Source organism: Nonomuraea sp. NPDC003214 (assembly GCF_053590035.1).
In genome coordinates, this window is the sequence record NZ_JBSFSX010000024.1 from 13,361 (window position 1) to 36,478 (window position 23,118).

The window sequence follows — 23,118 nt, forward strand, 5'->3', positions numbered from 1 at the left end:
GTGGGGTGACGATCGGCAGATGATCGGCCGGGGCTGCCGGTGGCACGCTCACCCGGCATGAACGCGTACTTTCCCGGACGATGGATCGGCGGCGCGGCCCTGGTGGCGGGGCCGGTCGTGCTGGCCGCCGGCTACCTGCTGCGCTACGTGGCCACGGTAACCGCGCTCAGCCCCGAGCAGCGGGCGTGGGCCGACGAGCAGCCGTTCGCCGCCTACGGGCAGCTGCTCGCCTACACCGCCGAGCCCGCCCTGATCACGCTCGCGTACGGGGTGTTCGCGCTGGGGATGATGCTGCTCTTCCCGGCGTTCGTCGCGCTGGCGCAGCGGGCCGGGGGCGGGCTCGCGTTCTGGGGCGGCGCGCTGCTGGTCGCCGGGCTGTTCGCCCGGCTGTACTTCGCGGGCGCCGACCAGACCGCGTTCCAGCTCACCGAATCCGCCGGGCTCGGGCGGGCGACGGACGGGGTGATGGCCGAGTACGTGGACATCGCGTACGGGCCGTGGCACATCCCGGTCATGGCCTCCGTCGGCCAGTACGCGGGCACGCTCCTGCTGGCCGTGGCCGCCTGGCGCGCGGGCGTCTTCGGCACCGCCCGCGCGCTGATGCTGCTGCTGGCGGGCGGCACCTGGGTGGGGGTGCTGAAGGGCGCCTCGATCCCGGACGTGCTGGTCACCGTACTGTTGTGCGTGGCGCTGGTCCCGCTGGGGGTGGCGGTGCTGCGCGGGCGGGAGCCGGAGCCGGCGGGCCGGCCGAAGGCGCTGAGCTGGTGAGCTCAGACCGGCTCGGCGTCCCTGAACCGCTCGTGGGCGGCCTGCTTGGAGATCCCCATCGCGTCGCCGACCTGCGACCACGACGCCCCTCCGGCCCTGGCGGCGGCCACGGCCCGGTCGAGCAGGGCGCGCTGCCAGGCTTCCACCTGGGCGAGCAGGGTGAGGGCGGCGAGCGGGCGGTCGCCGGTGAGGTTCGCGACCTGCTCGCACAGCAGGTTCGACTTGATCACCAGCCAGTTGGGCGGAGCGGCGGCGAGCAGCGGGCCGGCGTGCTTGTACCACTGCTCCTCGGCCTCCTTCGCGCCCTGCGGCGAGGGCGGGAAGCGGCGCCGGTCGGCCCAGCCGCACGAGCAGGCGGCCTGGTAGCCGATGAAGGTCCTGGTGAACGCGCTGCCCGAGCGGGCGAGCTCGCCGTCGGGAAGCACGGGTGCCGTGAACCCCTCGTGGCCGGGGATGTCGCTCAGCTTCAAGGTCATGCCGTCAAGATACCCTGACGGTGACCCTGGCCGGAAAAGGGGCTGTGATCGCGGCCGGGCGTCACTACGGTGATCGGGTGACCGGCTACGAGGATCTGGTGGAGCAGGCGGTCCGGGCGTCCGTGCGCGGATGGGACTTCGCCTGGCTGCGGGGCAGGACGAGCGGCGGGACGCCGTCGTGGAGCTACGCGGCCCGCGCGTCGGCGCTGCTCGCCTCGGCGCGCCGCCCGCTGGACGTCGACACCGGCGGCGGCGAGGTCCTGGCCTCCCTGGCGCCGCTGCCGCCGCGCACGGTCGCTCTGGAGGGCTGGCCGCCCAACCTGGCCGTCGCCGCCCGGCGGCTCGGGCCGCTGGGCGTGGCCGTGCTCGGCGGCTCCGCGGAGCGCCTGCCCGCCCGGGACGCGGCCTTCGACCTGGTGCTCAACCGGCACGGCGGGCTCGACGCGGCCGAGGTCGCCCGCGTGCTCGAACCCGGCGGGCGACTGCTCACCCAGCAGGTCGGCAGCCGCAACGACCTGGAGCTGAACGCCGCCCTCTGCGCTCCGCCCGCCGCCACGACGGACGGGTGGACGCTCGACGTCGCGGTACGCCGCCTGCGCCGCGCGGGCCTGCGCATCGCCGACGCCCGGGAGGAGATGACCGAGTACGTCTTCCACGACATCGGCGCCGTCGTCTTCCACCTGCGCGCCGTCCCGTGGCAGATCCGCGGCTTCGACCACGAACGCCACGCGGGCCCGCTCCGCGCCCTGCACGAGCGGATCACGTCCGACGGCGGCTTCCCGGTGCGCAACCATCGGTTCCTGGTCGAGGCGGTGCTCGACTGAGCCTTCGCTCAGCAGAACGCCGTCGCCAGCACCTTCGGCAGCGCGTCGGCGGGGGTCTCGCCCGTGTACGGGTTGCCCGAGAGGACCAGCGTGCGGCCCGAGTCCGAGCGCAGCGCGTAGGTCAGGTAGCCGAACGTGCCGCCGCTGTGCCCGTACACCTTGCCCCCGCACGGCAGCGGGAACGCCTGCAGGCCCAGCCCGTAGCCCATGCCCTGGCCCGCGTTCTCCATCGTGCGCATCTGCTTGAGCGCCTGCCCGCTGGTCAGCTTGCCGCCGAGCAGCGCGTCCAGGAACGTCGCCAGATCGGCCGTCGTCGAGATCATCTCGCCCGCGCCGTACTCCAGGGACGGGTTCATCCGGGTCGCGTCGACCATCTTGCCCTGGTACGGCGCGTAGCCGCGCGCGTGCGGCTTCGGCAGGTCCTTGCGGTGGCCGGGCAGCAGCGTGTGCCGCAGGCCCAGCGGGCGCAGGATGCGGTTCTCGATCTCCTTCGCGTACGGGTTGCCGGTCAGCTTCTCGATGAGCATGGCGGCGATCACGTAGTTCGTGTTGGAGTAGCGCCAGCCCTGGCCCGGCTTGAAGTACGGCGGCTTCGACAGGCCTACGGCCAGCAGCTCCTGCGGCGTCTGGTCGTACAGCGTCTCCCTCGGCCGGTAGTCGCGCGCCGACCAGCCGGGGATGCCGGCGCCCGCGTAGTCGAAGACGCCGCTCGTGTGGTTGAGCGCCTGGCGGACGGTGACCTGGCTGTCCTCGGGCAGCGCGCCCGGCAGGTGCTTGCTCACCAGGTCGTCGAGGGACAGCTTGCCCTCGTCGGCGAGCTGCAGCAGCACGGTCGCCACGAACGTCTTGGTCACGCTGCCGACGCGGAAGTAGCCGCGCGGGTCGGCGGGCGCCTTCGAGCGCACGTCCCGCACGCCGACGGCCATCGCCCGGTCGCGGCCGTCCTCGCGCACCAGCGCCAGCGCGGCCGTCATGGCCTTCGCGTCCACCAGCGCGTCGAGCTGGGTCCTCAACTGCTCGTGCGTCGGCGCCACGGTGGTCAGGGCGAGGGCGAGCGCCACGGTCTTCGTCAGGATCATGACCTCAACGCTAGGGACGCCGGAGGGGCCGTACCATGCGGCGGACCGCACACCCGCCTGCGGAAAACCTCAGCCCGCGACCCTGGCGTACACGTACATGTCCCGCCGCTCCCCACCCACCTCCTTCCACTTCCGCAGCAGCCCCTCCCGCGTGAACCCGGCCTTCTCGGCGGCCTTCCACGACGCCGCGTTCCACGGCTCGACGTGCGCTTCCAGCCGCGCGATCCGCAGCTCGCCGAACGCCCAGGACGCCACCGCGCGCAGCGCCGCGCACGCCACCCCCTGCCCTCTGGCCGATCCGGCCACCCAGTAGCCGACGCTCGCGCGGCCGTGGGGGCCGGGCCACAGCCCGATCTGGCCGACGGCGCGGCCGTCGCGGGCGATCGCGAACGAGTAGCCCACGCCGTCGGCGGCCCTGGCCCACTGGCGGCGGACGAAGGCCGCGCCCTCGGCGTCGGAGTACACCGCCGGAACGGAGGTGATCAACGGGATGTACGGGTCGGCGGCGGCCTCGGCGACCGCGCGCAGGTCGGTCAGCCGCCACGGCCGCAGCAGGAAACCGCCGTCGGCGGGAAGGTCGGGGACGGTCATGGCACCATGATGGGCTCATGGGCGCCATCGTCTACGTTCGCGGCTGGCTGGAGTTCAACGGGCTGCGGGACGAGGCCGCGCGGGTCATCGGGGACGACCCGGGCTGGTCGTTCCCGGAGGGCTGGTTCGACGTGGCCTCCTACCTGCGGGCCGTCCCCGCGCCTCTGCTGGCCGACCTGGAGGAGCGGGTCCGCGCGGTCGCCGCGCTGCCGGCCGCCGACGAGGACGGCGACCGCGTGTGCGGCCTGTTCCTCGTCTTCCACGAGGTCCACGGCCAGGACGAGTGGCAGGTACGCGATGGCGGCCTGCACATCCGCCCGGCGTCGCCCGACTACGACTATCTGTGGGTCTGACGTTCTGGGGCGATCTGGGGCATTTGGATGAGAAAGGGCTAATGTTCGCCTCACCGGGCCCTCACCGCTGATCGAGATGCTTCTTCATGTCCGCACCGATGGGAAGGAAACGACATGAGGAACGTCAAGCTGGTTCTGGCAGGCGCCGCGCTGACCACCGTGTTCGGCGGGTTCGTGGCAGCCGGTCCGGCGCTCGCCGACGACAGGACCTGCCGGGGCACGATCGGCGCGGTGAGCGTGGACAGCCTGTATGTGCCGAAGGGCGCCACGTGCAAGCTGTCCGGCACCCGGGTCGAGGGTGACGTGAAGGTGGGCAAGGGCGCGACGCTGCTGGCCAAGCGGGTGAAGGTCGACGGCAACGTGCAGGCCGATGGCGCCCGCTCGGTGTCGGTCACCTCCCGTTCGGTGGTGGGCGGCGACATCCAGGTGGAGGACGGGGGCGCCACCACGGTGACCTCCTCGCGGGTCGACGGCAACATCCAGCTTGAGGACAACGACCGCCGCCAGCGCGTCGAGGGCAACCGGGTGGACGGCGACATCCAGGTGAAGGACAACCGCGGCGGCGTCCGCGTCCACCGCAACAAGGTCGACGGCAACCTGCAGTGCGAGGACAACAGCCCGCGGCCGACCGGCGGCCGCAACTCCGTCGACGGCGACAAGGAAGGCCAGTGCCGCCGCCTTTGACCGCGTTTTGACCATGCTTGCGTCGATCCGGTCCGGGTGGGCATCGTAGACCGGGTGACCAGCGATGAGACACGCGACGGGGTGGCGCTGACCAACCTCGACCAGCCCCTGTTCGACGGCGCGGAGGCGACCAAGCGGGACCTGGTCGACTACCTCGACGCGGTGCGCGACCGGATGCTGCCGGGGCTGCGCGAGCGGGCGCTGTCGGTGATCCGGGTGCGACCCGGCCAGGCTCCCTTCATGCAGAAGAACCTGCCCAAGTACGCCCCCGACTGGATCCGTACGACGTCGATGTGGGCGGAGGCGTCCCGCAGGCGGGTCACCTACGCGCTGTGCGACGACCGGCGGACGCTGCTGTGGTTCGGCAACCAGCGGGCGGTCGAGTACCACCCGGCGCTGGTGCGGGGTGATCACTTCACCCACCTGGTGCTCGACCTCGACCCGCCCGAGGGGGAGGGGTTCGGGGCGGTGGTGGCCGCCGCGATGCTGGTACGGCAGGCGCTGGCCGACTGCGGGCTGGCCGGGGCGGTCAAGACCAGCGGGGCCAAGGGGGTGCACGTGTTCGTGCCGGTGGTGGCCGGGATCGGCATGGAGGACCTGGCGGCGGCCACCCGGGCGCTGGCGGCGCGCGCCGAGCGCATCGACCCGTCGCTGGCCACGACGGCGTTCATCCGGGAGGACCGGGGCGGCAAGGTGTTCCTGGACTCGACCCGGGCGGGCGGGGCGACGGTGGTGGCCGCCTACAGCCCGCGCATCCGGCCGGGCACGCCGGTCTCGTTCCCGGTGGCGTGGGAGGAGCTGGACCGGGTGTCGCCGCGTGACTTCACCGTCCACACCGCTGTGGACAGGCTCGGCGACGGTGACCCGTGGGCCGAGCTGATGCCCGCCGAGCAGCGGCTGCCCGCCGACCTGATCGAGGAGGGGCACACGATCCCGGTGGCGCGGGTGCAGGCGATGCACGAGGGCAAGCGCCGCGCCAAGGCCCGCCGGGAGGACGAGCGTTCGCCTTAGGCGTTCGTCTTGCGCGATCGCCCAAATCTGGGGTACGGTTCCGGGCATGGACATCGTGCTCACCGACCGTGGCCCCGTGCGCGGGCTCGTCACCGCCGGCCACCGCGCCTACCTCGGCATCCCGTACGCCGCCCCGCCCGTGGGCGAGCTGCGCTGGCGCGCGCCGCGACCGGCGGCGGCCTGGACCGAGCCGCTGGACGCCACCCGGCCGGGCCCGATGTGCGCGCAGACCGGCGACCACCTGGGAGCCGGGAGCCTCAGCGAGGACTGCCTCTACCTGAACGTGACCGCGCCCCGCGAGGGCGCCGGGCTGCCCGTGATGGTGTGGCTGCACGGCGGCAGCTTCAAGGACGGCGCCGGTCACCTCTACGACGCCCGGCGGCTGGCCGTCCAGGGCCGGGTGGTCGTGGTGACCGTCAACTACCGGCTCGGCGCGCTCGGCTTCCTCGCCCATCCGGCGCTCGACCCGGAGTCGGCCGACTGCGGGCTGCTCGACCAGCAGGAGGCGCTGCGCTGGGTGCGGCGCAACGCGGCGGCGTTCGGCGGCGACCCGGGCAACGTGACGCTGTTCGGCGAGTCGTCCGGAGGCGTCGCCGCCGGGGCCCACCTGGTGATGCCGGGATCGGCAGGGCTGTTCCACCGGGCGATCCTGCAGAGCGCGCCGGTGACCGCGCCGTGGGCGCCCTCGCTCGCCCTGGGCAACAACCCGCGCCCCCGCGCGCAGGCCGAGCGGGAGGGCGAGGCGCTGGTCGCGCGGCTCGGCCTGGCCGACCTGGGCCGGCTGCGCGAGGTCCCGGTCGAGGAGCTGCTGCGGGCTGCCGCCGACCCCGCGCAGCCCGGGTTCGGGCCGGTCGCCGGGGGCGGGGCGCTGCCGGTCGATCCGGCGGCGGCGGTGCGGGCCGGCGACTTCCACCCGGTTCCGGTGCTGTTCGGGATCAACCGGCACGAGCAGCGGATGCACGTGTGGGGGCTGGAGATGGCCGTCCACGGCGGGCCGATCCCCGCCGGGCGCTACGCGGACGAGGTGCGCGCGGCCTTCGGCGGCGACGCGGACGCGGTGCTGGCCGAGTACCCGGCGGACGCCTACGCCTCCCCGGGTCAGGCGCTGGCCACGGCGCTGACCGACGCCCAGTACGCGCGGCACGCGCTCGACACCGGGGCGGCTCTGTCGCGGCGGACCGCCGCCTACGCCTACGAGTTCGCCGACGCCGCCGCGCCCTGGTTCGCGGCCTTCCCCAAGCCGTACGACATGGGCGCCTATCATGCCGCCGACCTGCCGTACCTGTTCGACGTGGGTTACAACGAGCCGCTGGACGAGGGGCAGCGGCGGCTGGCCGAGTACATGATCGGCCGCTGGGCCGCCTTCGCCCGCGACGGCGACCCCGGCTGGCCCGCCTTCACCGCGCCCGAGCCGTACGTGCAGGCGCTCGCGCCGGACGCGACCGGGCCCGTCGACTTCGCCGGGGAGCACCGGTACGCCTTCTGGACCGGGCTGAAAGTTTCAGCTCCGGCCGGGGCCTGACCTGAATCGATACAACGGCGGCCGCCCGCGTGATTGACCACCGCGCGGGCGGCTCCTAGCGTCTGAGGCGTCTCAGTCCTCCCCGTAGTTGGGACTTCGCGATGAATCGATTCAACGCCTGCCTGGCCGCCACGGCCGGGCTCGCGGTCGCGGGCGCGCTGGCCGTGCAGTTACCCGCCTCCGCCGCCGTGGCCTGCGACGTGGACTACGCCGTCGCCTCGCAGTGGTCCGGCGGGTTCACCGGCGACGTGACCATCCGCAACCTCGGCGACGCCGTCGACGGCTGGCGGCTGACCTGGACGTACGGGGCCGGGCAGCAGATCATCCAGGCGTGGAACGCCCAGGCGAGCCAGAGCGGCGCCGCCGTCACCATGACCGACGTGGGCTACAACGCCGCCCTCCCGGCCGGGGGCAGCGTCGGCTTCGGGTTCAACGCGTCCTGGAACGGCAGTGCGAACCCCGTACCGGAGTCCTTCGCCCTGAACGGCGTCGCCTGCACCGGCGCCGAGCCGTCGCCGTCGCCCGGTCCCGAGGGCGGCAAGCAGGTCGAGGACCTCGACCGGGGCCTGGTCAGCGTGCGCTCCGGCAGCGGCAACCTGGTGTCCTGGCGGCTGCTCGGCACCGAGGCCCGCGAGACCGCCTACAACGTCTACCGGGGCGGCACCCGCATCGCCACCGTGACGAACTCCACCAACTACCTGGATCCCGGCGCCGCCGCCGACGCCACCTACACCGTCCGGCCCGTCACCGGGGGCGCCGAGGGGCCCGCGTCCGAGCCGTCGCTGCGCTTCGGCAACGGCTACCTCGACGTGCCCGTCAGCCCGCCGTCCTCCGGCCACCACGCCAACGACGCGAGCGTCGGCGACCTCGACGGCGACGGCCGCCTCGACCTCGTGCTGAAGTGGGAGCCGAACAACGCCAAGGACAACTCCCAGTCCGGCGTGACCGACCCCGTCTACGTCGACGGCGTCAAGCTCGACGGCACCCGGCTGTGGCGCGTCAACCTCGGCCGCAACATCCGCGCCGGAGCCCACTACACCCAGTTCCAGGTGTACGACTACGACGGCGACGGCAAGGCCGAAGTCGCGATGAAGACCGCCGACGGCACCGTCGACGGCCGAGGCGCCGTCATCGGCGACGCCGGAGCCGACCACCGCAACTCCGCCGGCTACATCCTCACCGGGCCCGAATTCCTCACCATGTTCAACGGGCAGACCGGCGCCGCCATGTCGACCGTGCCCTACGACCCGCCGCGCGGCGACGTCTCCTCCTGGGGCGACAGCTACGGCAACCGCGTCGACCGCTTCCTGGCCGGCACCGCGTACCTCGACGGCGAACGGCCCTCGCTCATCATGGCGCGCGGCTACTACACCCGCTCGGTCATCGCCGCCTGGGACTTCCGCGACGGCCGCCTCACCAAGCGCTGGACGTTCGACTCCAACAGCCCCGGCAACAGCGCCTACGCCGGGCAGGGCAACCACTCGCTCACCATCGGCGACGTCGACGCCGACGGGCGCGACGAGATCGTGTACGGCGCCGCCGCCATCGACGACGACGGCCGCGGCCTGTGGAACACCCGCTGGGGCCACGGCGACGCCGCCCACCTCGGCGACCTCGACCCCGGCAGGCCCGGCCAGGAGTACGTGAAGATCTCCGAATCGTCCTCCCCTCCCGGCCTCTACATGCTGGACGCCCGCACCGGCTCGGCCCTGTGGCGCACCGGCAGCTCCTCCGGCGAGGGCCCCGGCCGCGGCGTCGCCGGCGACATCCACGCGGGAAGCCCCGGCGCCGAGTCCTGGGCCGCGGGCGCCGGCCAGAACGGCCTGCGCGACACCTCCGGCGCCGTCATCGGCCGCCAGCCGTCCTCGGCCAACTTCCTGTCCTGGTGGGACGGCGACCCCGTCCGCGAACTGCTGGACCAGACCAGGGTCGACAAGTACGGCACCGGCGGCGAGACCCGGCTGCTGACCGCCTCGGGCGTCCACTCCAACAACGGCACCAAGGCCACCCCGTCCCTGTCGGGCGACATCCTGGGCGACTGGCGCGAAGAGGTCATCTGGCCGACGACCGACAACCGCGCCCTGCGCATCTACGCGACGCCGCACGTCACCACCACCAAGATCCACACCCTGCTGCACGACCCGCAGTACCGGGTCGCGCTCGCCTGGCAGAACACCGCCTACAACCAGCCCCCGCACCCGAGCTTCTTCATCGGGAACGCCATGCCCACCCCACCCGCCCCGGCCGTGTACGTCCGCTGACCGCTCGCCGGGAGGCGGGGGTCGGTATCGTGGCGCGATGGCTGTTCAGGTGATCGTGCTCAATGGCGGGTCCAGCTCGGGGAAGTCCGGGATCGCGCGGTGTCTGCAGGCGATCCTGCCGGAGCCGTGGCTGACGCTCGGGGTCGACACGATGATCGAGGCGATGCCCGTCGCCATGCGCTCGTCGGAGGCGGGGATCGAGTTCGCGCCCGACGGGGGGATCAGCGTCGGGCCGGAGTTCAGCAGGCTGGACGCCGCCTGGACCGCCGGGGTCGCCGCGATGGCGCGGGCGGGGGCGCGGGTGATCGTGGACGAGGTGTTCCTGGGCGGGGCCGCCTCGCAGGAGCGGTGGGTGCGGGCCCTGGCCGGGCTGGACGTGGCGTGGGTGGGCGTCAGGTGCGAGGCGGCGGTCGCGGCGGCGCGGGAGACGGCGCGCGGCGACCGGGTGGCGGGGATGGCGGTGTCGCAGGCCGGGATCGTGCATCAGGGGGTGCGCTACGACCTGGAGGTCGACACCGCGAAGGCCGAGGCGCTGGAGTGCGCTCGGGTCATCGCCCGGTTCGTCGAGGAGCGGGAGCACGGCGGCCGGGCGCTGCCCGGGGATCGGTGAGCGTCCTCAGGACTTCCTGGCGAAGGTCTGACCGGCGACGAGCGCGCCGAGGGCGAGGACGAAGCCGGCGATCTGCCAGCCGTTGAGCGTCTGGCCGAGCACGGCGAGCCCGGCGACGGTGGCCACGAGCGGGTTGGTGAGGCCGAGCAGCGACACGGAGGTGGGCGCGAGCCGGTCGATCCCGCGGAACCACAGCGCGTAGGCGATCGCGGTGCCGAACACGCCCAGGTAGGCGAAGCCGAGCAGGTTGGGCACGGTGAGGGTGGCGGGCAGCCCCTCGACGGCCAGGGTGAGCGGCGCGATGGCCAGGCCGCCGATGGTGAGCTGCCAGCCGGTCATGACGAGCGGCGACTCGGGCCGTCCCCATTTCTTGGCCAGCACGATGGCCAGGCCCATGAGGGAGGTGGCGGCCAGCATGGCGAGGATGCCGAGCGGGTCGAGCCGGGCCTCGGAGGTGAGCGTCAGCAGGGCCACGCCGCCGGTGCCGGCCAGGGCGGCGTACAGGACGGCTCGGGCGGGGCGCGTGGACAGGACGAGGATCGACAGGAGCGCCACGACCAGCGGTTGCACGGACCCGATGGTGGCGGCGACGCCGCCGGGCAGCCGGTAGGCGCCGAAGAACAGCAGGGGGAAGAACGCCCCGAAGTTCAGCATGCCGAGCACCGCGGACTTCCACCACCACGAGCCGGTGGGCAGCCGCCGGGCGACGGCGAGGAGCACGAGCCCGGCGGGGAGGGCGCGCAGGGTGGCGGCGAGCAGCGGCCGGTCGGGGGGCAGCAGCGTGGTGGTCACGACGTAGGTGGTGCCCCAGCTCATCGGGGCGAGGGCAGCCAGCACGAGGTCGCCGACGCGGCTCGGGCGGACGGCCGCCGGCGCGGCGATGGTTGCCATGACGTTCCCTCCTCATTGATAATCTCAACGTTGAGATAACAGCATATTGATTCAGCGAACGTCAAGTCTCTTAATGTTGAGAGGATTACCGATGGGCGACGCGGTGGACGCGGTCACCGCTCAGTGGCGGCGCGAGCGGCCGGACGTGGACGTGTGGCCGATGGAGGTCGTCGGCCGGGTGTCGCGGCTGTCGCGGCTGCTGGAGCGCGGGATCAAGGAGGTGTTCGGCGCGCACGGGCTGGAGAGCTTCGAGTTCGACGTGCTGGCCACGCTGCGCCGCTCCGGCGCCCCGTACGAGCTGAGCGCCGGGACGCTGCTCAAGGCGGCGATGGTGACCTCGGGCGCGATCACCAACCGGATCGACAAGATGGAGGCCAAGGGCCTGGTCGAGCGGGTGCGCGACGTGGAGGACCGGCGCTCGGTCCGCATCAGGCTCACCCCGCGCGGGCTGGAGCTCGTCGACAAGGTCCTGGTCGAGCACGTCGCGAACGAGGCCCGCCTGCTGTCCGGCCTGGCCCCGGCCGACCGCGACACGTTCGTCGCCCTGCTGCGCGGGCTGCTGGAGTCGCTCGGGGACACCGCGATCGACTGATCAGTCGTCGAGGCCGCGCGCGCTGAGCGCCTCGCCCAGGGCGTCGGCGTGCCGCAGCGCGCTGACGACCAGCGGCACCGCGAACGCGCGCAGGCTCCACTCGACCCCCCGCGCCCGCTGGGCCTCCCTGACCCGGGCCGCCAGCCCGGCCATCACCGGCACGGTCCTGATGGTCAGCGACAGCAGCAGCGACAGCCGGAACGGGTCCACGCCGAGCCGCCGGGCCGGCCGCAGGCCGCGTTCCAGCGTCGCCAGCATGGCGGAGGTGCGGGTGGTGAGCGTGACCAGCGCCGCCAGGGCCACCGCCAGGACCAGCCTGGACGTGAGCATCGCCGCCGTCGGCAGCCCCGCGATCACCCACTGCACGGCGAACAGCGCCACCGCGAACCAGCGCACCGGCCGGATCTGCGCCCAGGCCGCCGCCGCGCCCACCCCGGACAGCGCGTAGAGCCCGGCGGTCACCAGCGCCGCCGCCCCCATCGCCCACGGGGAGCGCAGCAGCACGAGCACCGTGCAGCACACCGCCAGGCCCAGCAGCTTGACGCCCACCGGCAGCCGGTGCAGCGGCGAGCTCCCGGGCACGTAGATGCCGGCCAGGCCGTTCGCGCCGCTCACGCCATGAGCTTCCGGTAGTGGGCGAGCGCCGACTCGGGGGTCGCGTCGGCCACGATCCGGCCCTCGTCCAGCACCAGCACCCGGTCGAACCCGTCGAGCAGCGGCAGGTCGTGCGTCACCACGATCACCTGCATCGGCAGCTCGCGCAGCACCTCGGCGACCAGCCGGGAGTGGCGCAGGTCGAGCAGCGTCGTGGGCTCGTCCATGACCAGGATCTCCGGCTCCAGCACCAGGACCGAGCAGAGCGCCAGCAACTGCTTCTGCCCGCCGGAGAGCTGGTGGGCCGGGTGGTCGGCGTGCCCGTCGAGCCCGTAGCGGGCCAGCACGGCCGACACCCGCCGCGTCACCTCGGCGGCCGGCAGCTTGTGGCGGCGCAGCGAGAACGCCACGTCTTCGGCCACGGTCGGCATCACGATCTGCGCGTCCGGATCGGTGAACAGGAACCCCACCCGCCGCCGGATCCGCGCCGCGTGCCGCCGCGTGTCGTCGCCGAGCACGGTCACGGTGCCGGACGAGGGCAGCGCCAGCCCGTTGAACAGCCGGGCCAGCGTGCTCTTGCCGGAGCCGTTGGCGCCGGCCACGCCGATCCGCCGCTCCGCGAGCGTGGCGGTGATGCCGCGCAGCACGTCGCGCTGCCCGAGCCGGACGTGCACGTCAGCCAGGTCGATCATTCACACCACCTCGAACAGGGCGGCGACCCCGAGCCCGCCGCCGACCGCCGCCGTCGCCAGCCCGAGCGTCCCCGCCGGCGCGCCCGCCCGGACGAGCCGCGTGAACAGTCGCGTCACCACGACCGCCCCGCTCGCCCCCCACGGGTGCCCGAGCGCGAGCGCGCCGCCGTCGGCGCACACCCGCCCGGCGTCGGCGCCGAGCGGGTCGAGCCCCAGCGCGTCGGTCACCGCCAGCGTCTGCGCCGCGAACGCCTCCACGATCTCCACCGCCGCGACCTGCTCCATCGTCACTCCGGTACGGGCGAGCAGGCGGCGGACGGCGGGCACCGGCCCCCATCCGGGCAGCGCCGGATCGCATCCGGTGACGGTCCCGGCCACCAGCCGCAGCCCGGGCAGCCCGGCCCGCAGCCGTTCGGGCACGACGGCGACCGCGGCGGCGCCGTCGCTGTTGGGCGCCGAGTTGCCGGCCGTCACCGCGCCGCCCGGCACGAACGCCGCCGGCAGCCGCCCCAGCGACCCCTCGCGCAGCAGCCGGGGCCGCTGGTCGCTGTCGCGCCCCTCGACGGGAACGATCTCCGCCGCGAACCGGCCCGCCTCCCGCGCGGCCACCGCCTTGGCGTGGCTCGCCAGCGCGTAGCGGTCCTGCCGGTCCCGCTCGACACCCCTGGCCACGCCCAGCGCCTCGGCCGCCGCGCCCATCTCCGGGTCGGGATGGCCGTCGGGGGCGAACGGCGCGCGCTCGTACGGCTCGGCCTCGCCACGGCGGGTGCGCAGCGGCGCGGTGGACGCGCTCTCCACGCCGCCCGCCACGACGAGCTCCGCCTCACCGCTCCGTACGGCCTGCCCGGCGAGCAGGACGGCGGCCAGGCCGCTCCCGCACTGCCGGTCGACCGTGACCCCCGGCACCTCGTGGCCCAGCCCGGCGCCCAGCGCCGACACCCTGGCCAGGTTGCCGCCGGGACCCATGCAGTTGCCCAGCATCACGTCGTCCACCGGCAGCCCGAGCCCGGCCGCGTCGCGGACGACCGCCGCGATCACCGGGGCGGCCAGCCGGTCGGCGCCCACGCCCTTGAACGCGTGCCCGGCCGTCCCGATCGCCGTCCGGCGCGCGGCCACCACCACGGGCGCGTCCATCAGGACAGCCGCCGCAGGGCCGGGTCGCCGTCGGCGAGCCGGGCGGCGACGAGCGCGCGGGCCGGCTTGCCCGTCGCGGTGCGCGGCAGCTCCTGGACCGCGTACCAGCGGCGGGGCCGCTGCGCCAGGTCGAGCCCGCCGCGTGCGACGGCCTCCAGCGCGGACCTGGGCGGTGGCGCGCCGGCCGCCTCGACGATCGCGGTGACCACCGAGCCCAGGTCGGGATGGGGCGAGCCGATCACCACGATGTCGCCCACGCCGGGCACGGCCCGCAGCACCTCCTCGACGTCCTCGGGCACCACGGTCGCCCCGCCGGTCTGGATCGCGCCGTCTCCCCGGCCGCGCAGCCGCAGCGACTCTCCCGGCCGGTACGGCTCGGCCAGGTCGCCGACGCTCATCCACCCGTCGCCGTCGCGGAGCAGCGGTCCGCTCGCCCCGGCCGCGTAGCCCTCGGCCAGCCAGGGGGAGCGGGCCCACACGGTGCCGAGGTCGCGGCCCGGCTTGACCCGGACGTCGATCTCCACCCCGGGGAACGGCCGCAGCCCGGTGCCGTCGGCGTCCGCGGCCACGAACGACAGCTCGGTGGCCCCGTAATAGGACACCACCCGCATCCCGGCGCGCTCGCGCAGCCCTTCGGCCAGTGCCGCGCCGCCCACGGCGGCCACCCGCAGCGGGCTGCCCGCCGGCCGATCGGCCAGCAGCTCGGGCAGCCGGTGCGGCACCAGGTGCACGGCCGTCGCGCGGGCGAGCTGCCCGGCCAGCGCGCCGGGCGACCAGCGGCCGGGCACCAGCGCCGTCGCCCCGGCGGCCAGCGCGTGCACGGCCGCGAACCCGTACAGGGAGGAGACGAGCGGCCCGGGCACCAGCACCACGTCGTCGGCGGTGATGCCGGTGAGCTCGCTGAACGGCTCGAACGAGCCGGTCCACGAGCCGCGCGTGCGCACCACGGCGCGCGGGCGGCCGGTGCTGCCCGAGCTGAAGCAGGCCCACGCCAGGTCGCCGGGCCGTGCCGGGCGGCCGGTGAAGGCGGCGTCCGGCAGGCCGGCCGGGACGGCGTCGAGGGTCAGGGCCGCGGGGATCTCGGGCGGCGCCTCGCGGGCCGGGTCGCACAGCAGCGGCGTCCCGCCGAGCAGGTCGACCGCCAGCACGGCGGTGAGCTGGTCGACGGGGTCGGCCGCGCGGATCACGGCCAGGGGCGTCGCGGCGCCTGCCGGGAGAGGGGCGAGGGCGGCGGCGAGCCGTTCGGCCCGCCTGGCCAGGGCGCCGTAGGAGAGCTCGCCCGACGGCCCGGCCAGCGCGAGGCGGCCGGGACGGGACGCGGCGTGCCGCAATACCTGTGCTGCGACTGGCATGCCAGGTTCAGAGTTCCTTTCCGGCTCGGAGCCGTTCGCGGTGCACGGCCGGGACCGCGTCGGGGTAGGCCCGCTGGGTCCCGCGCGCCACGAACGCCGTCAGCACCGCCTTGGCCACGTCACCCGGCACGAACCCCAGCGTGAGCAGGGCCGCCTGCCCCAGCGTCAGCCCGCCGACGAGCGCCCACAGCGGGATGCCCACCAGATAGACGACCCCGAGGCCACCGGCCAGGGAGGCTACCAGCAGCCGTCCGATGCCCGGGGAGCGCCCGCCGCGCTCGACGATCCACCCGATGAGGGCGGCGCCGGGCAGCCAGCCGAGCAGGAACCCGACCGACGGCCCGGTGAACACCGCCAGCCCGCCGCGCCCGCCCGCCAGCAGCGGCAGCCCGGCCGCGACCAGCAGGATGAAGACCGCGATCGCCAGCGCGGCCCGCCAGGAGCCGAGGATCGCCCCGGCGAGCATGACGCCGAGCGTCTGGAGCGTGATCGGCACCGGGCCGAACAGGTTGAGCCCCGGGACGAGGCCGAGCGCGGCGATCAGCGCGGCGAAGACGGCCACCCGGGCCACGTCCACGATGGGGAGGCGCAATCGGTACATTCCCGCTCCTCAGCTAGGTTTTTGCTGCCGGGTCCGATCCCACACCAGAACGTCCGCCGGGGTTATGGAGGGTTGCCACAACGTTGCCCGGCCGAAGATGTAGCGCATAGGCACGCCGCCACGGGCTAGAGACAAGGCATGGCAGACGGGATCGTCGACTGGGTCACGGGTCTGATGGAATCGCTGGGCGCGCCGGGGGCGGGCCTGGCCGTCGCGCTGGAGAACCTGTTCCCGCCGGTGCCGAGCGAGGTGATCCTGCCGCTCGCCGGGTTCACGGTGAGCCGGGGGGAGCTGGTGCTCTGGCAGGTGCTGGTGTGGACGACGGTCGGGTCGGTGGCGGGCGCGCTCGCGCTGTACGGCATCGGCGCGGCCCTGGGGCGCGACAGGATGCACGCGCTGGCCGAGAAGGTCCCGCTGGTCAAGGTCGACGACGTGCGCAAGACCGAGGCGTGGTTCGAACGCCACGGGCGCAAGACGGTGTTCTTCGGGCGGATGGTGCCGATCTTCCGCAGCCTGATCTCCATCCCGGCCGGCGTGGAGCGGATGCCGCTGCCCGCGTTCACGCTCTTCACCACGCTGGGCAGCTTCCTGTGGAACACCGCCCTCGTCATGGCCGGCTACCTGCTGGGCGAGCAGTGGTCACTGGTCGAACGGTATGTGGGCATTCTCACGTACGTGGTCATCGGGCTGATCGTGCTGGCCGTCGGGGTGTTCGTGTGGAAGCGGGTGTCGGAGGGGCGCAAGGCCCGCCGGTAGCCTCGGCTTCCGTGAACATCAGAACGGGCGTCGCGGCCGATGCCGACGCCATCGCGGCTCTCCACACCGAGAGCTGGCGCACCGCCTATGCCGGGATCATGCCGGAGTCCTACCTGGAGGGGCCGCTGCCCGCGACCCATCGCGAGCTGTGGCGGGCCAGGGCCGAGAGCGAGGTCCACCTCAACGGCGGTGACCCGCCCTGCCTGCTGGTGGCCGAGGACGAGGCGGGTGTGAGCGCGTTCGCGTATCTGGTGCCGGAGCGCGACGGCCGGGTGCTGCTGGACAACCTGCACGTGCGGCCCACGCTCAAGCGGTCCGGCCTGGGCCGCCGGCTGATGGACCGGGGGCTCGGCTGGGCCGCCGAGCACCACCCGGGCAAGACCGTCTACCTGGAGGTCCTGCGCGACAACGCCGCGGCCAGGGCCTTCTACGAGCGGATGGGCGGCAGGCCCGGCCGCGCGTTCGTGGAACGCTTCAACGCCGGGTTCGAGCTGGACGTCGTCGAATACACCTGGAGCCCGGTCAACGGCCGGTGAAGTGCCGGGTGAACCAGTCGCGGGCCAGGTCGGCGACCGTCTCGAGCGCCCCGGGCTCCTCGAACAGGTGGGTGGCCCCGGGGACGATCCGTAGCTCGCTCTCGGCGTTCAGCTCCCGCTGGGCGGCCTCGTTCAGCTCGATCACCGGCTCGTCGGCGCCGCCCACCACGAGCAGCGTCGGGGCCCGTACCGACGCCAGGCGCGGCCCGGCCAGGTCGGGACGGCCGCCTCGGGAGACGACGGCGGCGACGATGTTGTCCGGTTCGGCGGCCGCCCACAGGGCGGCCCCGGCGCCGGTGCTGGCCCCGAAGTAGCCGACCGGCAGCCCGGTCGCGCCCGGGTCCTCGCGCACCAGGGCGGTCGCCGCGAGCAGCCGCCCGGCCAGCAGCTCGATGTCGAACACGTTGCCCCGGTCGGCCTCCTCCTCCGGCGTGAGCAGGTCGAACAGCAGCGTGCCCAGCCCCGCCTCGTTGAGCGCGTCCGCGACGAAGCGGTTGCGCGGGCTCAGGCTGCTGCTGCCGCTGCCGTGCGCGAACACCACCACGCCGAGGGCGTGTTCGGGCACCACGAGCTGCCCCGATATTTCGACATCCACCTGTGACACCTCCAGTCACCAGGCTCCTACCCACTGTGATGCTGGGTAGGACCCGGGTGTGGAGGAGGAATCGCGCAGACGGGGCAGGAGCCTGCCGCCGCTGAAGCGCATCTCCCGGCACGGCAAGGTCGTGCTGGAGCAGGCGCGGCGGCTGGGGCTCGGCGACTGGCTGCGCACCGAGCGGGAGTCCCTGGCCCAGACGGTCAAGGTGACGGTCGCCTGCATGGTGGCCTGGTGGCTGGCGGCCGTGGTGATGAAGACGCCGATGCCGGTGCTGGCCCCGATCGGCGTCCTCGCCACGGTGTCCGTGACCGCCTACAGCACGGTCGTGCGGGGGGCCCAGCAGATCGGCGCGGTCGTGGTGGGGGTGACGGCGGCGATCGCGCTGATCATGTTCATCGGCGCGAACGCGGTCACGCTGGGCCTGCTGGTGGCCGCCGGGCTGGTGCTGACCCGGCTGCTCAACCTGCCCAGCCAGAACGTGCAGATCCCGATCACCGCGCTGCTCGTGTTCGCGCTGGGCAGCACCTACAGCATGTACCGGCTGGCCGACCTGCTGCTCGGCGTCGGCGTCGGGATCGGCGCCAACCTGCTCGTGCTGCCGCCGCGCTACATCGAGGAGGCGCAGAAGGACCTGGCCGCGCGCTCGGCCGACCTGGCGGAGCTGGCCCGCGACATCGCCGAGGGCCTGTACGGCCGGTGGGGCGAGAACGAGTCGCGCGAGTGGCTGGACCGTTCCCGGGAGCTGGCCCGCGACCTCGACGACAGCGAGGAGGTCGCCGAGCAGGCCGTCGAGTCCGTACGGCTGAGCGTGCGGCCCCGCCGATACGAGGAGCGGCTGGACCAGGTCGCCGAGGCCATGACCGCCCTGGACCACGCCTGCCAGCAGTTGCGCGGCATCGCCAGGGCGCTCAACGACCTGGTCGTGGGCGCGCGCGGGCTGCCGGACGTGGACGCGGCGCTGCTGCCGGTGGCGCTGGGCGACGAGCTGGAGGCCATCTCGCGCGCCTTCTCCGCGTTCGGCGGCCTCCAGGTCGGCTGCGGCACCGAGGAGGACCTCGCCGCCCTGCGCCAGGCGTTGCGCGACGGCGAGCAGGAGGACCGCGCCGTCGCCGACACCTTCAAGGACACCGAGCACGTCGGCCTGTGGTCGCTGTACGGGGCGATGCTCGACGCCTGCCGCGGGATCAGGCACGAGCTCGACCCCGACCACGGGCCGCACCGGGCCGCGTTCCCGCCGGACTGCACGTGACTCAGGCGAGCAGCAGCGCGGTCACGAACTGCAGCACGTGCCAGGCCACGTAGGCGGCGAGGGAGCCGAACGCCCACTCCTTGGCCCGGGAGATCCGCCCCGCCCAGCGCAGCGCCTCGACGGGTTCGCGCCCGCGCCGCCGCCCGGCCCTGGCCACGAAGAACGCGGCCACCAGCCAGCCGGCCGCAGAGAAGGCGAGCAGGCCGGCGGAGAGCGCGAGCAGCGGCGCGGAGGCGGGCGGCGCGGCCCCGGGGACGAGCTGGCGCACCCAGGCCATCGACACCATGGCGAGCACGGTCAGCGTGATCCGCCTGTCCTTGCGCGCCTGTCGCCTGAGCCACTGAAGGTCTTGACGCAGATGGTTCTTGAGCATCCGGATCACCTCCGCTTGGAGTAGCTGGTGAGACCAGCTAACGGGGGAACCCGGGCCAAGATCTGCGACCTAAGGCCCAAAAAATCACGACATTTCGCGGAGTTCTGCGGCGGCCTTCCGCGCCTCGAACACGTCACCCACCTCCTCCAGCGTCCGCACCGCCTCGCCCAGCAGCTCCGCCGCCGCCACCGCGTCACCCTGCCGCCGCGCGATCAGCCCCAGCGCCCGCAGCGCGCACCCCAGGTCACGCCGCGTCCCGCAGCCCCGGTGCACGTCCCTCGCCTGCTCGGCGTACGCCCGCGCCTCCTCCGGCCGGTCCAGGTCGAGCAGGATCATCGCCAGCGTGGTGAGCGCCGCCGCCCACCGGTCCCGCGTGCCCGTCTCGTGCTGCAGCTCCACCGTCCGCGCCGCGTACTCCAGCGCCGCCGCCGGCCGGCCCGCCGTGTGCAGCGCCTGCGCCACCGACAGCAGCGCGCTGGCCCGGTCGTCGCGGACCTCCTCCCGGATCGCCAGCGACGCCAGCGCCGCCCGCAGCGCGTCCCGGTGCCGGTCCAGCGACAGGTACGTGTACGCCAGCGTCTCCTGCACGTCCGCCTCGGCCCGCCGGTTGCCCAGCCCCTGCACGATGTCCAGCGCCTCCAGCGCGTACACGAACCCCACCTGCGGCTGCCCCTGCCGCCGCCGCACCCGCGCCAGCCGGTTCAGCATCCGCGCCTCGGCCGGCAGGTCGCTGATCACCCGGCTGATCGCCAGCGCCTGGCTCAGGTGGTCGTCGGCGCGCAGGTAGTCGGCCAGCCGCCAGTGCACCAGCCCGATGTCCCCCAGCGTCTCGGCCCGGCCCTGCTCGTGGTGCAGCTCCACCTGTACGGCCAGCGCCTGCTCGTACCGGTCCAGCGCCTCGTCGTAGCGGGAGCCGTTGCGCGCGATGCGGCCCAGCGTGCACAGCGCCCGGCCGTAGCCGTGCTGGTCGCCCGTGGCCGTGTAGCCGGCCAGCGCCCGCTCCGCGTCACGCTGGGCGTCCTGCGGCAGCCGCAGCGCGTCGTACACGTCGGCCAGGCAGAGCAGCGTCTCCGCCTCGGCGTGCTCGTCGCCCAGCTCGTGGCAGATGGACAGCGCCTCCAGCCCCTCCGACAGGGCGGCGTTCGGCTCGCCGAGGCTCTGCTGCACCCGGGCCAGGATGATCAGGCTCTGCGCGGTGCCCCGGCGGTCGCCCAGCTCCTCGCGCACCTCCAGCGCCTGCCCGGCGTGGTCCAGGGCCAGCTCGTGCCGGTTCTGCGACAGGTGCAGTCGCGACAGCGTGTGCAGGCTGTCGGCCACCCCGGTCAGGTCGCCGATCTCCCGGTAGAGCTCCAGCGCCTCGCCCGCGCACTTCAGCGCCTCCTCGCCGTTGCCCGCGATGCCGTGCACCTCGGCCAGGTCGTTCAGCGCCCTGGCCCGGCCCTCCCGGTCGCCGAGCAGGTCGAAGTCGGCCAGCGCCTCGCCGATGTAGCGGGCGGCGCGCGTGGAGGGCCCGATGGCGCGGTGGATCGAGCCCAGATGGCTGCGCATGACCGCGATCGCCCGGCGGTTGCCCACCTGCCGCGCGCAGTCGAGCCCGGCCTGCTGGATCTCCAGGTTGTTCTCGTAGTAGCGCAACCGCCTGAACGGCTCGAACACCGCCTCGGCCAGCCGCCAGGCGATGCCGTGCGCGCCGGTCTCCTCCGCCAGCCGCGTCACCGAGACCAGCGCCCGGCGCTCGGCCTCGAACCACTCGCCCGGCGTCGCCGGATCGGCCGCCTTGGCCAGGTAGTGGTCCAGCAGCCGCACCCTCGCCTCGCGCACGCCCGCCTCGGCGTGCCTGCCCAGCTCCCTGGCCAGCCCCTTGACCAGGTCGTGCACCCGGTAGCGGGCCCCGGGCAGCGGCTCGACCAGGTACGCCCGGTGCAGCCCCGCCAGCGCCGTCACCGCCTCGCTCACCGGCACGCCGAGCGTCGCGGCCAGCACCTCCGGCGTGAACGCCCCGCCCGGCAGCAGCCCGACGTGCCGGAAAGCCCGCCGCTGTGCCGGGTCCAGCGACTCGTACGCCAGGTCGAGCGCCGAGCGGAACGCCTCCTCCGGGTCGCCCGAGAACGTCGGCCGCAGGTCGGGCCGGCGCAGCTCGCGCACCCGGGAGGCGACGCTGAGCTCCGGGTTCTCGGCCAGCTTGGCGGCGGAGATGCGCAGCGCGAACGGGTGGTAGGAGCACACGCGGGCCAGCTCGGCCAGCCCGTCGCGGTCGGCGGCGCGCGGCGACTCCTCGCCCAGCACCGCCACCAGCAGCGCCACCGCGTTGCCCGGGTCGAGCACGGGCACGTCCATCAGGTCGGCGTGCCCGGTGGCGCGCAGCGGCCCCATCCTGGTCCTGCTGGTCACCAGCACCACGCAGTCCTTGCTGCCCGGCAGCAGCGCGCGCACCTGGGCCGGGTCGGCGGCGTTGTCCAGGATGATCAGCAGCCGGCGCCCGGCCAGCCTGCTGCGGTAGAGCAGCATCAGCTCGGCCTCGTCGGAGGCGGGCATGTGCTCGCCGACGCCGAGCGAGCGCAGGATCTGACCCAGCGCCTCGGCCGGGTTCATCGGCGGCTGGCTGGGCGACTGGCCGCGCAGGTCGATGACGATCTGCCCGTCGGGGAACCGGCCGGCGTGCAGGTGGGCCCAGTGCGTGACCAGCGCGGTCTTGCCGACGCCGGGCAGGCCCTGGACCACCAGCGTGTTCGTCCGGCGGGGCCGCTCCAGCCAGGAGGTGAGCAGGTCGAGGCTCTGCTGGCGGCCGGTGAAGTCGGGCACGTCGGCGGGGAGCTGCGCCGGCCGGGGCACCTCGCCGGCGACGAGCGGCGCGTCCGGCTTGGCCAGGAACGGCGTCACCCGGCCCGTCCACGGCTCGGCCAGGTGCTCCCAGCTCCCGGCGGCGGCCCGCAGCGCGACCGGGTCGGCGATCACCAGCTTCCGGTAGCCGGGCCGCACCAGCCAGCCGCGCCGCGTCCAGTCGGCGAGCTGCCGCTGCACCACGTCGGCGGAGCTGCCGACCAGGTCGGCCAGCGTCTCCATGGACAGCGGCGGCGCCGCCTCGGAGGCCAGCCCGTAACGCTCGTCGAGCTGTAAGAGCCACACGGCCAGCCGGGCGGCGACGGGCGCCCGCGACAGCGCCTCGTGCCGGCGGGCGGCCACGTTGCGCGCGAACAGCTCCTGCACCAGCGCCGTCGCCGCCGCGCTGCTGGCCGCCACGTGCTCGCGCAGCCGCCGCAGGTCGATCGGCCAGGCCCGCACCTCGGTCAGCGCGTCGATCCTGACCCGCTCGCCGGGGCTCCAGAACGCCAGCTCGCCCACGAGGTCGCCGGCGGAGCGCAGGTCGTGGATGACCTCGCGGTCGCCGCCCGGCAGGTATTCGCGGGCGAAGCCGTAGTCGATCAGGTGCACCCGGCTCGCCGGGCGCAGCGGCGAGCAGATGTGCTCGTTGCGCCGGTAGATCCGGGCCTTCTCGTCGGCCAGCGACCGGAAAGGGCTCACCGCCACCACCATTCCCCGGGACGGCGGCGTCCACGACTCGACACTTGTC

Annotated in this window: 24 protein-coding genes; 12 read left to right on the forward strand and 12 right to left on the reverse strand. The window is 74.2% G+C overall.

The features are described 5' to 3' along the window. The first annotated feature begins 57 nt into the window (after nucleotides 1–57). Nucleotides 58–768, forward strand: coding sequence for a hypothetical protein (locus ACWDXC_RS41785; RefSeq protein WP_449992072.1), 711 nt, complete (start codon nucleotides 58–60; stop codon nucleotides 766–768). 2 nt (nucleotides 769–770) lie between these two features. Here the strand turns inward: ACWDXC_RS41785 and ACWDXC_RS41790 are convergent, their stop codons facing one another. After that, on the reverse strand, nucleotides 771–1,244 hold the full coding sequence (locus ACWDXC_RS41790; RefSeq protein ID WP_449992075.1) for a hypothetical protein: 474 nt from the start codon (nucleotides 1,242–1,244) through the stop codon (nucleotides 771–773). 77 nt (nucleotides 1,245–1,321) lie between these two features. Between ACWDXC_RS41790 and ACWDXC_RS41795 the strand changes: the two genes are divergently transcribed. Then, the gene (locus tag ACWDXC_RS41795) at nucleotides 1,322–2,068 is read left to right on the forward strand and encodes a class I SAM-dependent methyltransferase (protein WP_449992078.1); all 747 of its coding nucleotides are present in this window, start codon (nucleotides 1,322–1,324) and stop codon (nucleotides 2,066–2,068) included. Between the two features lie 8 nt (nucleotides 2,069–2,076). Here the strand turns inward: ACWDXC_RS41795 and ACWDXC_RS41800 are convergent, their stop codons facing one another. Together ACWDXC_RS41800 and ACWDXC_RS41805 are read right to left on the reverse strand one after the other, a co-directional pair. Continuing rightward, nucleotides 2,077–3,147 (reverse strand): serine hydrolase domain-containing protein, encoded by a 1,071-nt coding sequence (locus ACWDXC_RS41800; RefSeq protein ID WP_449992080.1) that lies wholly within the window; start codon nucleotides 3,145–3,147, stop codon nucleotides 2,077–2,079. A gap of 69 nt (nucleotides 3,148–3,216) precedes the next feature. Next, on the reverse strand, nucleotides 3,217–3,738 hold the full coding sequence (locus tag ACWDXC_RS41805; protein ID WP_449992083.1) for a GNAT family N-acetyltransferase: 522 nt from the start codon (nucleotides 3,736–3,738) through the stop codon (nucleotides 3,217–3,219). Nucleotides 3,739–3,755: 17 nt separating this feature from the next. Here ACWDXC_RS41805 and ACWDXC_RS41810 point away from each other — a divergent pair, with 17 nt between their 5' ends. From ACWDXC_RS41810 to cpt, 6 genes are all read left to right on the forward strand, one after another. Continuing rightward, complete coding sequence (locus ACWDXC_RS41810; protein ID WP_375072460.1) at nucleotides 3,756–4,091, forward strand: hypothetical protein; 336 nt, start codon at nucleotides 3,756–3,758, stop codon at nucleotides 4,089–4,091. 114 nt (nucleotides 4,092–4,205) lie between these two features. Further along, the gene (locus ACWDXC_RS41815) at nucleotides 4,206–4,775 is read left to right on the forward strand and encodes a DUF4097 family beta strand repeat-containing protein (protein WP_219512528.1); all 570 of its coding nucleotides are present in this window, start codon (nucleotides 4,206–4,208) and stop codon (nucleotides 4,773–4,775) included. Between the two features lie 54 nt (nucleotides 4,776–4,829). Continuing rightward, complete coding sequence (locus ACWDXC_RS41820; RefSeq protein WP_364167363.1) at nucleotides 4,830–5,786, forward strand: DNA polymerase domain-containing protein; 957 nt, start codon at nucleotides 4,830–4,832, stop codon at nucleotides 5,784–5,786. A 46-nt stretch (nucleotides 5,787–5,832) separates the two neighbouring features. Further along, nucleotides 5,833–7,308: a carboxylesterase/lipase family protein gene (locus ACWDXC_RS41825; protein ID WP_449992088.1), complete on the forward strand. Its 1,476-nt coding sequence runs from the start codon at nucleotides 5,833–5,835 to the stop codon at nucleotides 7,306–7,308. Nucleotides 7,309–7,409: 101 nt separating this feature from the next. Next, complete coding sequence (locus ACWDXC_RS41830; RefSeq protein ID WP_449992091.1) at nucleotides 7,410–9,569, forward strand: rhamnogalacturonan lyase family protein; 2,160 nt, start codon at nucleotides 7,410–7,412, stop codon at nucleotides 9,567–9,569. Nucleotides 9,570–9,606: 37 nt separating this feature from the next. Beyond that, the gene (gene cpt, locus ACWDXC_RS41835; protein ID WP_449992094.1) at nucleotides 9,607–10,179 is read left to right on the forward strand and encodes a chloramphenicol phosphotransferase CPT; all 573 of its coding nucleotides are present in this window, start codon (nucleotides 9,607–9,609) and stop codon (nucleotides 10,177–10,179) included. A 6-nt stretch (nucleotides 10,180–10,185) separates the two neighbouring features. Here cpt and ACWDXC_RS41840 read toward each other — a convergent pair whose 3' ends face one another. Then, nucleotides 10,186–11,070 (reverse strand): EamA family transporter, encoded by an 885-nt coding sequence (locus ACWDXC_RS41840; protein WP_449992097.1) that lies wholly within the window; start codon nucleotides 11,068–11,070, stop codon nucleotides 10,186–10,188. Nucleotides 11,071–11,161: 91 nt separating this feature from the next. On the opposite strand from ACWDXC_RS41840, the gene ACWDXC_RS41845 reads away from it, so the two are divergent. Next, on the forward strand, nucleotides 11,162–11,662 hold the full coding sequence (locus ACWDXC_RS41845) for a MarR family winged helix-turn-helix transcriptional regulator (protein WP_449992100.1): 501 nt from the start codon (nucleotides 11,162–11,164) through the stop codon (nucleotides 11,660–11,662). Here the strand turns inward: ACWDXC_RS41845 and ACWDXC_RS41850 are convergent, their stop codons facing one another. Genes ACWDXC_RS41850 through ACWDXC_RS41870 form a run of 5 tightly spaced genes read right to left on the reverse strand, consistent with a single transcriptional unit; the run spans nucleotide 11,663 to nucleotide 16,035 of the window. Beyond that, the gene (locus ACWDXC_RS41850) at nucleotides 11,663–12,277 is read right to left on the reverse strand and encodes an energy-coupling factor transporter transmembrane component T family protein (protein WP_449992103.1); all 615 of its coding nucleotides are present in this window, start codon (nucleotides 12,275–12,277) and stop codon (nucleotides 11,663–11,665) included. Further along, complete coding sequence (locus ACWDXC_RS41855; protein ID WP_449992105.1) at nucleotides 12,274–12,948, reverse strand: energy-coupling factor ABC transporter ATP-binding protein; 675 nt, start codon at nucleotides 12,946–12,948, stop codon at nucleotides 12,274–12,276. The genes ACWDXC_RS41850 and ACWDXC_RS41855 overlap by 4 nt, the downstream gene beginning before the upstream one ends. Next, the gene (locus ACWDXC_RS41860) at nucleotides 12,949–14,082 is read right to left on the reverse strand and encodes a thiolase family protein (RefSeq protein ID WP_449992108.1); all 1,134 of its coding nucleotides are present in this window, start codon (nucleotides 14,080–14,082) and stop codon (nucleotides 12,949–12,951) included. Beyond that, nucleotides 14,082–15,434 carry an AMP-binding protein gene (locus ACWDXC_RS41865; RefSeq protein ID WP_449992111.1) on the reverse strand — a complete coding sequence of 451 codons (1,353 nt, stop codon included), beginning with the start codon at nucleotides 15,432–15,434 and terminating at the stop codon, nucleotides 14,082–14,084. The genes ACWDXC_RS41860 and ACWDXC_RS41865 overlap by 1 nt, the downstream gene beginning before the upstream one ends. A gap of 7 nt (nucleotides 15,435–15,441) precedes the next feature. After that, nucleotides 15,442–16,035, reverse strand: coding sequence for a biotin transporter BioY (locus ACWDXC_RS41870; protein ID WP_449992113.1), 594 nt, complete (start codon nucleotides 16,033–16,035; stop codon nucleotides 15,442–15,444). Nucleotides 16,036–16,173: 138 nt separating this feature from the next. On the opposite strand from ACWDXC_RS41870, the gene ACWDXC_RS41875 reads away from it, so the two are divergent. Continuing rightward, nucleotides 16,174–16,791, forward strand: a complete 618-nt coding sequence (locus ACWDXC_RS41875; protein ID WP_364167334.1) for a DedA family protein — start codon at nucleotides 16,174–16,176, stop codon at nucleotides 16,789–16,791. Between the two features lie 11 nt (nucleotides 16,792–16,802). After that, complete coding sequence (locus ACWDXC_RS41880; protein ID WP_357584373.1) at nucleotides 16,803–17,327, forward strand: GNAT family N-acetyltransferase; 525 nt, start codon at nucleotides 16,803–16,805, stop codon at nucleotides 17,325–17,327. On the opposite strand, the gene ACWDXC_RS41885 is transcribed toward ACWDXC_RS41880, so the two are convergent. Then, on the reverse strand, nucleotides 17,314–17,922 hold the full coding sequence (locus ACWDXC_RS41885; protein ID WP_449992118.1) for a dienelactone hydrolase family protein: 609 nt from the start codon (nucleotides 17,920–17,922) through the stop codon (nucleotides 17,314–17,316). The two genes, ACWDXC_RS41880 and ACWDXC_RS41885, sit on opposite strands and share 14 nt — an antisense overlap. Nucleotides 17,923–17,980: 58 nt before the next feature. Between ACWDXC_RS41885 and ACWDXC_RS41890 the strand changes: the two genes are divergently transcribed. After that, nucleotides 17,981–19,174, forward strand: coding sequence for an FUSC family protein (locus ACWDXC_RS41890; protein WP_449992121.1), 1,194 nt, complete (start codon nucleotides 17,981–17,983; stop codon nucleotides 19,172–19,174). A gap of 1 nt (nucleotide 19,175) precedes the next feature. Here ACWDXC_RS41890 and ACWDXC_RS41895 read toward each other — a convergent pair whose 3' ends face one another. After that, nucleotides 19,176–19,547, reverse strand: coding sequence for a hypothetical protein (locus ACWDXC_RS41895; protein WP_375072451.1), 372 nt, complete (start codon nucleotides 19,545–19,547; stop codon nucleotides 19,176–19,178). A gap of 84 nt (nucleotides 19,548–19,631) precedes the next feature. Next, nucleotides 19,632–23,069 (reverse strand): tetratricopeptide repeat protein, encoded by a 3,438-nt coding sequence (locus ACWDXC_RS41900; RefSeq protein WP_449992124.1) that lies wholly within the window; start codon nucleotides 23,067–23,069, stop codon nucleotides 19,632–19,634. Nucleotides 23,070–23,118 lie beyond the last annotated feature (49 nt).